Source organism: Nocardia sienata NBRC 100364 (assembly GCF_001613205.1).
GTDB classification, from domain to species: Bacteria; Actinomycetota; Actinomycetes; order Mycobacteriales; family Mycobacteriaceae; genus Nocardia; species Nocardia sienata.
On the sequence record NZ_BDBX01000020.1, the window covers coordinates 66,881 to 78,270 of the forward strand.

Below are 11,390 nucleotides of genomic sequence, written 5' to 3' on the forward strand. Positions count from 1 at the left end.
CGTCGCTTCGGCAGTCGAGAACACAGACGAGGGTGTCGAGCCCTACCGGAGGACCGGGTAGCCTTTCTGACCATGACGAACGGTGAATCGACGCCCCCGGTGTTGAGCGCGTCCGGCACAGTAGGTGTCGCGATGGTGACCCCCTTCAGTGCCGAGGGCAAGCTCGACATAGACACCGGTGTCTCCTTGGCACATCGTCTGGTCGATCGGGGCGTCGACCTGCTCGCGATCTCCGGAACCACCGGCGAATCGCCGACCACCACCGAATCGGAGAAGGCGGATCTGCTGCGCGCGGTCGTCGACGCGGTCGGCAACCGGGCCACCGTGATCGCCGGCGCCGGAACCTATGACACGGCGCATTCGATCGAGTTGGCGCGCAACGCCCAGCGCGCGGGCGCACACGGCCTGCTGGTGGTGACCCCGTACTACTCACGGCCCACGCAGGAGGGCTTGTACGCGCATTTCACCGCGGTCGCCGATGCCACCGACCTACCGGTCACCCTGTACGACATTCCACCGCGATCGGTCGTTCCGATCGCCTCCGACACCATTCGCCGGCTCGCCGAGCATCCGCGGATCGTCGCGGTCAAGGACGCCAAGGGCGATCTGAACGCGGGAGCGGCGCTCATCGCCGAAACCGATCTGGCCTTCTACTCCGGCGACGATATGTTGAACCTGCCGTGGCTGGCGATGGGCGCGGTCGGTTTCATCAGTGTGATCGGGCACCTGGTGCCAGAACGGCTGCGTGAGATGGTGGACGCCTTCACCGCCGGGGATGTGGTGCGGGCGCGCGATATCAACACCAGTCTGCTGTGGCTCAATGCCGCGATGGCCCGCCTCGGCGGCGTCGCGATGACCAAGGGCGGGCTCCGCCTGCTCGGTATCGACGCGGGTGAACCGCGACTGCCGCAGATCATGCCCAGTCCGGAACAACTCGAGGATCTGGCCGCGGATCTGCGAGCCGCCGGGGTGCTCGAATGAGTGAGCCCGCCGCCCGCCGCCCCCGCCGCACCGCCCGGCGTGCGGCCGGTGCGCCCGAACCGCAGCCGGAACCCGTGCCCACGCCCGTGGTGGCCGAACCCGCCGAACCCACTGTCGAAAGGGAAACCGAGACGGTGGCAACCGAATCCGCGCCCGTGACCGAGACCGCCGCCCCGGAAGCCCGGAGCCAGCGATCGCGTCGCGGCGGGCGGGGCCGGCAGTCCGGCCGCGGCCGTGGCGAACAGGCCCGTTCCGCGCCCGCCGTCACCCCGGAGGCCGCCGCCCAGGACCGGCTCTCGCTGCCCCCGAAACTCCCGAAGCAGGGCCTACGGGTCTTCGCGCTCGGCGGTATCGGCGAAATCGGTCGCAATATGACCGTTTTCGAGTACGGCGGCAAATTGCTGATCGTCGACTGCGGCGTGCTCTTCCCCGAGGACCAGCAGCCCGGTGTGGATCTGATCCTGCCCGATTTCCGGCCGATCGAGGACCGCATCGACGATGTGGTGGCCGTGGTCCTGACCCACGGGCACGAGGACCATATCGGCGCCGTGCCGTTCCTGCTGCGGTTGCGCCCGGATATCCCGGTGGTCGGCTCCAAGTTCACCCTCGCGCTGGTGGCCGCGAAATGCCGGGAACACCGGTTGCATCCGCGGCTGCTCGAGGTCACCGAGGGCGAGCGCACCGAGCACGGGCCGTTCGAATGCGAATACTTCGCGGTCAACCACTCCATCCCGGACGCTCTGGCGGTGGCCATCCGCACCCCCGCCGGGACGGTGCTGCACACCGGGGACATCAAGCTCGATCAGCTGCCGCTCGACGGCCGGCTCACCGACCTCGCCGGTTTCTCCCGCCTCGGCGACGAGGGCGTGGACCTGTTCCTGGTCGACTCCACCAACGCCGAGGTCCCGGGTTTCGTCACCCCGGAACGCGAGATCGGCGGTGTCCTGGACACCGTGATCGGCAAGGCGCGCAATCGGGTGATCGTGGCCTCTTTCGCCAGCCATGTGCACCGGATCCAGCAGGTGGTGGATGTGGCGCAGAAGTTCGGGCGCCGGGTGTGCTTCGTCGGCCGGTCCATGGTCCGCAATATGCAGATCGCGCAGGATCTGGGCTATCTGTCGGTGCCCGACGGGATCGTCGTCGATCTCGACCAGGCGGCCACCCTGCCGGGCGACAAACTGGTGCTCATCTCCACCGGTTCGCAGGGCGAACCGCTCTCGGCGCTGTCCCGGATGGCCCGGGGTGAGCACCGGCAGATCCATATCCGGGCCGACGATCTGGTCGTGCTGGCCTCCTCGCTGATCCCGGGCAACGAGAACTCGGTGTTCACGGTCGTCAACGGGCTGGCCCGCCTCGGCGCCACCGTCATCACCCAGCAGAACGCGAAGGTGCACGTCTCCGGGCACGCGTCGGCCGGGGAACTGCTGTACCTGTACAACGCGGTCCGGCCGACCAATGCCATGCCCGTGCACGGCGAATGGCGGCATCTGCGCGCCAATGCCGCGCTCGCCGTCGCCACCGGGGTCCCCGAGGAACGGGTGGTGCTGGCCGAGGACGGTGTGGTGGTCGATCTGGTCGACGGAATCGCCTCCATCGTCGGCCGTGTCCCGGTCGGGCACGTCTACGTGGACGGCCTGTCGGTCGGTGATGTCGGCGAATCCACGCTGTCGGACCGGCTCGTGCTCGGCGAGGGCGGTTTCATCGCCATCACGGTGGCCGTCGACGAGACCACCGGCAAGGCGGTGAGTCCCCCGGAGGTCAGTGGGCGCGGGTTCTCCGATGATCCGACCGCGCTCGCGGAGGCGGCGGAACTGGTGGAAGCCGAATTGCTGCGGCTGGCCGGTGAAGGCGTCACCGATACGCATCGCATCGCGCAGGCCGTGCGGCGGATCGTGGGTCGCTGGGTGGCCGACACCTATCGGCGGCGCCCGATGATCGTGCCGACCGTGATCGGCGTCTAGCGCAACGAACGAAAAACCGCCGGAGGGCCGAGCCCTCCGGCGGTTCGTCGTCTCTGCGGAGCTACGCGTAGCTCAGGAGTCGGCCTGGCAGGCCGCCGAATCCAGCTGCGCGGATTTGACGATATTGCACGCGAATCCGTGCGCGATCTTCCACTGATCGCCTTCGGCCACGAAATCGACGGTCGCGTTCTCCACCGGGCTGCCGCCGATGGTCACATCGGCATCGGCGGTCACCTTGCCGTCGACCGGTTCGCCGACATTGGTGATCTTGACGGTGACCTCGTTCTTCTTGGCCGCCTCGACCAGTTTGTCGACCAGCTGCGGATCCTGTTCGGCGTCTTCGATCCAGGCCAGCTTCTCGTCTTCGCCGACCGAGCCGTCGAGGGCCCGGTTGATCTTGTCGTTGAGTTCCTCGGCCGTCGGCTTGGGCAGGTTCGGCGCGGGTGTGGTGGTCGGCGCCTTGCCCTCCTCCCGGCCGTCCTGGGTTTTACCCGATTCGAACTCGGCGGCGGCCTCGGTACTGGTCGCGGCGGCCTCGGTCGAGGAGTCCTCGGTGGACGAGCACGCGGTGAAGGTCAGGGCGGCGGCGGCCATCGTCGCGGCGGCCACGACCCGGATCGGTCGAATTTTCACAGTTCTGATTCCCCTACGGTGTATTCGGCGAATTCGGCGCCGGCCGGAAAAAGTGGTCGGTACGAACTCACAGGTCGTAGCCGGAAGTGCAGTTCCAGTGCTCGATATAGGCATTGCCCGGGTTGTTGGCCAGCGCCTCGGACCGGGCAGCGGCCATAGTGGCACCGGAGCCGTAGCTCAGCCAGTTGTCCGAAACCGCCAGCGCGCCACATCCGTTGCGCCAGGAGATCTTGGCGACGCAGTCGGCGGCACCGCAGCTGCTCTCCGCGGCCGATTCGGCCTCGGCGTAGCTGTCGTAGTCGTAGGACCAACCGTAATTACCGGTGGACAGGGACACCGCGATGGCGCCGTAGTAGCTGCTGTACTGGGCGTGCGCCGGCGTCACCGAAGCGACGAACATCGAGCCGATGGTCGCCACCAGAACGGCGGCAACGGTGAGAATCTTCTTCAAAGGTGTTCCCATCTGTGTATTTCGGTCCACGACCCTTATGGACCGAATGACAAAGTACAGAGCATCTCTGCCGGTGAGCAACCGGATCGGCAACACGTTCCCTCCCCGATGGCTGGGTCTCGGTTAGATTCATCGTGTGAACATGGCTCAGCGTGAACGCCGTGCATTGGTCGAAACGATGAAGGGCACCGGCCCGGACGCGCCCACCCTATGTGGTGCGTGGACGGTACGCGACCTCGCGGCACACCTGGTGGTCCGAGAGCGGCGGCCCGATGCCGCGCCGGGAATCATGTTGGCGCCCTTCGCCGGTTATCTGCAGAAGGTGCAGGACAAAGCGGCCGGCCGGGAGTTCGACGAGCTGCTGCACAAGATTCGCACCGGACCGCCCTGGTGGTCACCGCTGCGCCCGGTGGACGCGATCGCCAATCTCGGCGAGATGTTCGTCCATCACGAGGATGTCCGCCGGGCGAGCCCGGGCTGGGAACCGCGGGAACTGCCGGCCGCGGATCAGCAGCGGCTGTGGGCGACAGTGCGCAAGATGGGGAAGATGGCGTACCGGAAATCGCCGGTACCGGTGGAGTTCTCGACACCCGGCGGGCAGCGGGCCCGGATCGTGGACGGCACCGGGCCGGTGGTGACGCTGACCGGTGAGCCGTCCGAATTGCTGCTGCACGCCTTCGGGCGCGATCAGGTCCGGATCGAAACGGCCGGCGAGCCCGACGCGGTCCGGCAGGTACTCGAACTGGACCGCTCCATCTGAACGCCGCCGGCGAAGAATACGGCCGCGGGTGAGGCGGCACCGCCGCCGCGCCGGTATATCGACGGCGGTCGGGCACCATTCGCCACCGCAGATCACCCCGCGGTGACCGGCCCGTCCCGCAGTGCGGGCCGTCGTCGCACACCGCTCGGGACGGCGGTAACCAGTGTTGCGGATGGTCCGGATGGGGTTGTTGCGGCTAGCCTGAGGCCATGGCAGGTAAGTCCCGCGGCACGACCACACCTGGTGCGCGGGCGGGATCGGCTCGGGGGCGGACCACCGCGGCGCGTTCTCGTTCGGGCAGTACACGCGGCGCGGCCGGCGCGGCCGCGGCCCAGGGTCCGGCTCGTAGAACCACACGTAAGGCCGCCGCGCGCCCGGCCACCGGAGCCCGTCCCCGCCGCCCCGCGGCGCGTCGGCCCGCCGCCGCGCGACGTTCCGAAACGGCACCGCTGGCGGTGTTCGGCCGGATGGTGGGCGGCGGCTGGACCATGGCCGCCCGTGGGTTGGGTGCCACCACCCGGGCCATCAGCCGGGCCGGGGAGATCGAGCACGGTCATCGGCGCGACGGGATCGCGCTCGGTTTGATCGCGCTCAGCGCGGTGATCGCGGCTGCTGTCTGGTTGTCCGCCGGTGGACCGATCGGGCGCGCGGTGGACGCGGTCATTCGTGCGATCGCCGGTTCGGCCTCGGCGCTGCTGCCGTTCGTGGCCTCCGGTATCGCGGTGGTGCTCATGCGTACCGAACCCCGCCCGGAGATCCGGCCCCGGCTGGTACTGGGCGGTCTGCTGGTCGGGTTGCCGTTGCTCGGTCTGTGGCATATCGCCGACGGTGCTCCCACCGACGCGGCCGGGCGGGCCGACGGGGCCGGGTTCGTGGGCTTCGTCATCGGTGGACCGGTGACCGATGGTTTCACCGCATGGCTCTCGGTGCCGATACTGCTGCTGGCGATGGTGTTCGGTGTGCTGCTGGTGACCGGCACGACCCTGCGGGAAGCGCCGCAGCGGCTGCGCGAATTCTTCGGCGCGCCCGGTTACGAGGACGAGGCGGACTACCGCGACGGCTACGATCCGGTCGACGAGTACGAGACCGGCTCCGAAGAAGCTCCCACCCGGTCTCGCCGCCGCGGCCGTGCTCCCTCCGAGAACTACCCGGCCGACGAATTCGCGGGACCCGCGACCGGAGGCGCGGGCGAACCACCCCTGCGCGATGCCAAACCGATCACGGGCGCCCCGGATGGCGAACCCGCGAAGCGCAAGAAGCGTAAACCCGCCGCGCCCGCGGTGGTCGATCAGACCCCGCCGCCGCTCCCGGCACCGGAGTTCGTCGCCGATCGGGTCACCGAGGGCGATTACACGTTGCCCCCGATCAACCTGCTCGTCGAGGGCGAGCCGCCCCGTAAACGCAGCGCCGCCAACGAATCGATGATCGAGGCGATCACCGAGGTGCTGGTGCAGTTCAAAATCGATGCCGCGGTCACCGGGTTCGTCCGGGGTCCGACTGTCACCCGATACGAGGTGGAGCTGGGACCGGGCGTGAAGGTCGAGAAGATCACCGCCCTCACCCGCAATATCGCTTATGCCGTGGCGACCGAGAACGTGCGGCTGCTCGCCCCGATCCCGGGGAAATCCGCCGTCGGTATCGAGGTGCCCAATTCCGACCGGGAATTGGTGCGTCTGGCCGACGTGCTCACCGCGCCGGCGACCCGCAATGACCACCATCCACTGGTCATCGGCCTCGGCAAGAACATCGAGGGCGAGTTCGTCTCGGCCAACCTGGCCAAGATGCCGCATCTGCTGGTCGCGGGTTCCACCGGTTCCGGTAAATCGAGTTTTGTGAACTCGATGCTGGTGTCGCTGTTACAGCGGGCCACACCGGACGAGGTCCGGATGATCCTGATCGACCCGAAGATGGTGGAACTGACCCCCTACGAGGGGATCCCGCATCTGATCACGCCGATCATCACCCAGCCGAAGAAGGCCGCCGCGGCGCTGGCCTGGCTGGTGGAGGAGATGGAACAGCGGTATCAGGACATGCAGGCCAGCAAGGTCCGCCATATCGACGATTTCAACCGCAAGGTGAAATCCGGCGCCATCACCACGCCGCTGGGCAGCGAACGGGTGTACCGGCCCTATCCCTACATCCTGGCCATCGTCGACGAGCTCGCCGATCTGATGATGACCGCGCCCCGCGACGTCGAGGATGCCATCGTCCGGATCACCCAGAAGGCGCGGGCCGCCGGTATCCACCTGGTGCTGGCCACCCAGCGACCGTCGGTGGATGTGGTGACCGGCCTGATCAAGACCAATGTGCCGTCCCGGCTGGCGTTCGCGACCTCCTCGCTCACCGATTCCCGCGTGATCCTCGACCAGCCAGGTGCCGAAAAACTCATCGGCATGGGCGACGGCCTGTTCCTGCCGATGGGCGCCGGTAAACCGACCCGGTTGCAGGGCGCCTTCATCAGCGACGAGGAGATCCACGCGGTCGTCGAGTTCACCAAGAACCAGGCCGAACCGGAGTACACCGAGGGCGTGACCGCGGCCAAGGCCGGGGAGAAGAAGGATGTCGACCCCGATATAGGCGACGATCTCGATGTGTTCCTGCAGGCGGTGGAACTGGTGGTCACCTCTCAGTTCGGGTCCACGTCCATGCTGCAGCGCAAATTGCGGGTCGGATTCGCGAAGGCGGGCCGCTTGATGGACCTGATGGAGACCCGGGGCGTGGTGGGGCCGAGCGAAGGCTCCAAGGCGCGCGACGTGCTGATCAAACCGGACGAACTCGACGGTCTGCTGTGGTCGATCCGGGGTGGAGGCGACGACGAAGCGCCGGCACCGGATGCCGGATGACCGGCGTGCGGCCGTAGGCCGCGGGCGCTGATGTGCGACGATAGCGGGCAACCATCCCGCAAGTCGGCCGAATCGGGCATATCGGGCATTATTGGTGTTATGACTCGCACCGCTGAACGGATCACCGTATGCAGGTAACCGCTCTCGTCTGGGGAATCACCATCCTGGTGATCCTCGGGTTGTTCGTCTTCGACTTCTTCGCCCATGTACGGACCCCGCACGAACCGACCTTCCGTGAGTCCGGTTTCTGGTCCGCGGTGTACATCGGCCTGGCTCTGGCCTTCGGCGGGGTGATCGCCTGGAAATGGGGCGGGACCTTCGCCGGTGAGTACTACGCCGGTTTCGTCACCGAGAAGGCGCTCTCGGTGGACAACCTGTTCATCTTCCTGATCATCATGTCCACTTTCGCGGTGCCCCGGATCTACCAGCAGAAGGTGCTGCTCATCGGCATCGTGGTGGCCCTGGTCATGCGCGGTGTCTTCATCGCGGTGGGCGCCGCCGCCATCAGCGCCTTCAGCTGGGTGTTCTACCTGTTCGGATTCTTCCTGGTCTACACCGCGGTCAAACTGCTGAAGGAGAGCGGTCACGAGGTCGAAGAGGAACAGAAACGCGACAGCCGGATCGTCGCGCTGATCAAGCGCTTCGTGCCGACCACCGAGACCTACGATGGCGACAAACTGGTTACCCGGATCGACGGCCGACGCGCGCTCACGCCGATGTTGCTCGCCCTGGTGGCCATCGGCTTCGCCGATCTGCTGTTCGCGCTCGACTCGATTCCGGCCATCTACGGCCTCACCGAGGAGCCCTACATCGTGTTCACCGCGAACGCGTTCGCGCTGATGGGACTGCGTCAGCTCTTCTTCCTGATCGGCGGGCTGCTGGACCGGTTGGTCTACCTGTCCTACGGTCTCGCGGCCATCCTGGCCTTCATCGGCGTCAAACTGGTGCTGCACGCGCTGCACGAGAACAACCTGCCGTTTGTCAACGGCGGCGAGCATGTGAGCGTCCCGGAGATCTCCACCGCGTTGTCGCTGTCGGTGATCCTCGGCATCCTGGTCGTCGCGACCGTCGCCAGCCTGCTGCGCACCCGTGGGCAGACCCGGCCGAAATCGGCCACCGGTCCCGGCGAGTAACCGGTGTGTCCCGGCCGGGTCGATGCCCGGCCGGGCGCGGCCCCTCTCAGTCGGCGAACGCGCCGAGAACGGGCTGCCATTCGACAGCGCGCACTTCGTCGATCAGCTTCTCCTGAGCGAACGGGTCCTGGGCCAGTAGCTCGTCCAGTGCCGCGGCATCGGTCGCGCGAAACAGCAGCAGAGCACCGGAACCGTCCGGGTACGGCCCGCTGCTCAGCAGCGAGCCACCGGTGAGCCGGTCGGCCAGCCAGGCCCGGTGGCGCGGGCGATGGGTGTCGCGAGCGGAGACGGTGGCTTCGGAATAGGCGTAGTGAACAGCGAAAAGAGGCACCAGCCGACTCTAGTGCGCGGGTGGTGTCGCGGTCCGGGCTCCCGCCGTGGGCGAGATGTCGGCCCGCACCCGGCGGACATCAGAGTGTGAGCAGCATCCGGGTGTTGCCGAGAGTGTTCGGTTTCACATAGCTGAGGTCCAGGAACTCCGCCACGCCGGTGTCGTAGGACCGGCACATCTCCGCGTACACCTCGGCGGTCACCGGAGTGCCCTCGATCTCCGCGAAACCGTGCCGGGCGAAGAACTCGACTTCGAAGGTGAGCACGAACAACCGCCGCAGCTCGAGCTCGCGGGCCACCTCGACCAGCTGCTCCACGATGACCTTGCCCACACCGTGGCCCTTCACCTCGGGCAGTACCGCTACCGTGCGCACCTCGCCGAGGTCGGCCCACAGCACGTGCAGCGCACCGCAGCCCACCACGCGGTCGCCGAGTTCGGCCACCCAGAATTCCTGTACCGACTCGTACAGATTGACGAGGTTCTTCTCCAGCAGGATGCGACCCGCGTACACATCGACGAGCGATTTTATCGCCGGGACATCGGATGTGCGGGCGCGGCGCACTCGCACGGTCGCGGTCTGCGTACCGGGCGCGTCGCTGGTCGAACCACTCAGTGGTCCCCGTGAGGTCATGGGGTGCACAGTAGTCGGCCGGGCTACCGATAGGCTGAGTATGTGCCGCAGACTCCGCCCTCCCGCTCGACCTTGCGCGCCTGTCCCGGCGCCGCGGCGCAGAGGCGGCCATGAGCGTGCAACCCGAGGAGATGGACCGGCGTCTGGCCGTGCCCGGACCACCGCGCGGTGGTGTGATCCCCGCACCCGCCGAGTCGGCGGTGCCGCTGCTGAACATCGCCAACATCCTCACCATGATCCGGATCGCGCTGGTACCGCTGTTCGTCCTGGCGCTGTTCGCCGGCGGCGGACACCAGACCGGATGGCGGATCACCGCGACCCTGCTGTTCGCGCTCGCCGCGATCACCGACCGGTTCGACGGTCAGCTCGCCCGCAAATACGGTCTGGTCACCGATTTCGGCAAACTCGCCGACCCCATCGCGGACAAGGCGCTCATCGGCGCGGCGCTCATCGGGCTCTCACTGCTCGGTGATCTGCCGTGGTGGATGACCGTCGTCATCTGCGCGCGTGAGATCGGGATCACCCTGTTGCGGCTGGCTGTGGTGCGCCGCGGCGTCATCCCGGCGGGTCGCGGCGGGAAACTCAAAACTCTTGTCCAATCGGTGGCCATCGGGGTGCTGCTGCTGCCGCTCTCGGGTGGTTTCGCCACCGCGGGAATGACGCTGATGTGGATCGCGTTGGTCCTCACCGTGGTCACCGGCCTGGACTATGTCGGCCAGGCGGCCAGGTTATGGCTCGCCGGACCACACCGGACCCGCCGATGACGGCCGGGCACACCGGCCCGCTCACCGCCGGGAGCGCGGCCGCCGATCTCGTCGCAGCCCTGAAGAACAGCGGACAGACGGTCGCCACGGCAGAATCGCTGACCGCGGGCCTGGTATCGGCCACGATCGCCGGTGTGCCCGGCGCCAGCGCGGTGCTGCGCGGTGGGCTGGTGGTGTACGCGACAGACCTGAAACACAGTCTGGCCGGGGTCGACGAGCAGGTCCTGGCCGGCGAAGGCCCGGTGGCCGCCGCCACCGCCCTGGAGCTCGCGGTCGGCGCCCGGACCCGCTGCGGCGCCGACTGGGGAATCGCGCTGACCGGGGTGGCCGGGCCGGACCCCCAGGACGGGATCGAGGTCGGCACCGTGTTCCTCGGACTCGCCGGGCCCAGGCATACCGAAGTGATGCGGTTGAAACTCACGGGCGACCGGTGGAATATCAGGTTCACGGCGACACAGGCAGCGGTTCGGGAACTGCTGCGGTGCATGCGGGGCGAATCACCCACCCGGTGAGCAGTTCCGCGACCGGCCCGGGAACCCTCGGGACCGGTTCCGACGTTGTGCGAAGAGAGAACCGCGTGCGTGCCGTGGGCGACGCCTACCGGGAGAAGGAGAACTCGATGACGCTGCTGCGAGAAGCGATCGGGGACAGTCTGCGGCGTGCGCGCCTCGCCCAGAGCCGGACCCTGCGCGAAGTGTCCACCTCGGCGCGGGTGAGCCTGGGCTACCTTTCCGAAGTCGAGCGGGGTCGTAAGGAAGCGTCCAGCGAATTGCTGGCCGCGATCTGCGAGGCGCTCGACGTACCCCTGTCCCGGGTGCTGTGGGACGTGAGCACGGCGATCGCCGGCGAGGATGTGCCGGCGGCTGCCGCCCCGGCCCACCGGCCCGCCGAAGCGGCCGCCC

General features: G+C 67.8%; 12 protein-coding genes. 8 read left to right on the forward strand and 4 right to left on the reverse strand.

Annotated elements, in window-relative coordinates; all coding sequences use genetic code 11:
- Positions 1-72 precede the first annotated feature (72 nt).
- Positions 73-981 (forward strand): 4-hydroxy-tetrahydrodipicolinate synthase, encoded by a 909-nt coding sequence (dapA, locus tag NS4_RS12915; RefSeq protein WP_063059760.1) that lies wholly within the window; start codon positions 73-75, stop codon positions 979-981.
- Complete coding sequence (locus NS4_RS12920; protein ID WP_063059761.1) at positions 978-2,942, forward strand: ribonuclease J; 1,965 nt, start codon at positions 978-980, stop codon at positions 2,940-2,942. The genes dapA and NS4_RS12920 overlap by 4 nt, the downstream gene beginning before the upstream one ends.
- Positions 2,943-3,014: 72 nt before the next feature.
- Here NS4_RS12920 and NS4_RS12925 read toward each other — a convergent pair whose 3' ends face one another.
- Entirely contained in the window at positions 3,015-3,575 is a 561-nt protein-coding gene (locus NS4_RS12925; RefSeq protein WP_063814525.1) for a WKL family lipoprotein, read from the reverse strand.
- 67 nt (positions 3,576-3,642) lie between these two features.
- Entirely contained in the window at positions 3,643-4,038 is a 396-nt protein-coding gene (locus tag NS4_RS12930) for a DUF4189 domain-containing protein (RefSeq protein ID WP_084487178.1), read from the reverse strand.
- 124 nt (positions 4,039-4,162) lie between these two features.
- Here NS4_RS12930 and NS4_RS12935 point away from each other — a divergent pair, with 124 nt between their 5' ends.
- The 3 genes from NS4_RS12935 (at position 4,163) to NS4_RS12945 (ending at position 8,762) form a co-directional block, all read left to right on the forward strand.
- Entirely contained in the window at positions 4,163-4,786 is a 624-nt protein-coding gene (locus NS4_RS12935; RefSeq protein ID WP_157106021.1) for a TIGR03085 family metal-binding protein, read from the forward strand.
- 209 nt (positions 4,787-4,995) lie between these two features.
- Positions 4,996-7,629, forward strand: coding sequence for a DNA translocase FtsK (locus tag NS4_RS12940; protein ID WP_063059763.1), 2,634 nt, complete (start codon positions 4,996-4,998; stop codon positions 7,627-7,629).
- Positions 7,630-7,757: 128 nt separating this feature from the next.
- Positions 7,758-8,762 (forward strand): TerC family protein, encoded by a 1,005-nt coding sequence (locus NS4_RS12945; protein WP_063059764.1) that lies wholly within the window; start codon positions 7,758-7,760, stop codon positions 8,760-8,762.
- A 46-nt stretch (positions 8,763-8,808) separates the two neighbouring features.
- Here the strand turns inward: NS4_RS12945 and NS4_RS12950 are convergent, their stop codons facing one another.
- Both NS4_RS12950 and NS4_RS12955 read right to left on the reverse strand, forming a co-directional pair.
- Positions 8,809-9,093: a YciI family protein gene (locus NS4_RS12950; RefSeq protein WP_063059765.1), complete on the reverse strand. Its 285-nt coding sequence runs from the start codon at positions 9,091-9,093 to the stop codon at positions 8,809-8,811.
- A gap of 79 nt (positions 9,094-9,172) precedes the next feature.
- Positions 9,173-9,724: an amino-acid N-acetyltransferase gene (locus NS4_RS12955; RefSeq protein WP_063059766.1), complete on the reverse strand. Its 552-nt coding sequence runs from the start codon at positions 9,722-9,724 to the stop codon at positions 9,173-9,175.
- Positions 9,725-9,834: 110 nt separating this feature from the next.
- Here NS4_RS12955 and pgsA point away from each other — a divergent pair, with 110 nt between their 5' ends.
- The 3 genes from pgsA to NS4_RS12970 all read left to right on the forward strand — a co-directional run.
- Positions 9,835-10,488: a CDP-diacylglycerol--glycerol-3-phosphate 3-phosphatidyltransferase gene (gene pgsA / locus NS4_RS12960; protein WP_063059767.1), complete on the forward strand. Its 654-nt coding sequence runs from the start codon at positions 9,835-9,837 to the stop codon at positions 10,486-10,488.
- Entirely contained in the window at positions 10,485-11,000 is a 516-nt protein-coding gene (locus NS4_RS12965) for a CinA family protein (RefSeq protein ID WP_063059785.1), read from the forward strand. Before pgsA ends, NS4_RS12965 begins: the two co-directional genes overlap by 4 nt.
- 107 nt (positions 11,001-11,107) lie before the next feature.
- Positions 11,108-11,390, forward strand: a 283-nt coding sequence (locus NS4_RS12970; protein WP_157106024.1) for a helix-turn-helix domain-containing protein, incomplete at its 3' end; no start/stop codon positions are given.

What these genes read in the sequence shown, in the direction of transcription:
- NS4_RS12955 (WP_063059766.1), bottom strand. Translation starts at nt 9,724, where the DNA reads ATGACCTCACGGGGACCACTGAGTGGTTCGACCAGCGACGCGCCCGGT.
- NS4_RS12940 (WP_063059763.1), top strand. Translation starts at nt 4,996, where the DNA reads ATGGCAGGTAAGTCCCGCGGCACGACCACACCTGGTGCGCGGGCGGGA.
- NS4_RS12920 (WP_063059761.1), top strand. Translation starts at nt 978, where the DNA reads ATGAGTGAGCCCGCCGCCCGCCGCCCCCGCCGCACCGCCCGGCGTGCG.
- NS4_RS12965 (WP_063059785.1), top strand. Translation starts at nt 10,485, where the DNA reads ATGACGGCCGGGCACACCGGCCCGCTCACCGCCGGGAGCGCGGCCGCC.
- dapA (WP_063059760.1), top strand. Translation starts at nt 73, where the DNA reads ATGACGAACGGTGAATCGACGCCCCCGGTGTTGAGCGCGTCCGGCACA.
- pgsA (WP_063059767.1), top strand. Translation starts at nt 9,835, where the DNA reads ATGAGCGTGCAACCCGAGGAGATGGACCGGCGTCTGGCCGTGCCCGGA.
- NS4_RS12930 (WP_084487178.1), bottom strand. Translation starts at nt 4,038, where the DNA reads ATGGGAACACCTTTGAAGAAGATTCTCACCGTTGCCGCCGTTCTGGTG.
- NS4_RS12945 (WP_063059764.1), top strand. Translation starts at nt 7,758, where the DNA reads ATGCAGGTAACCGCTCTCGTCTGGGGAATCACCATCCTGGTGATCCTC.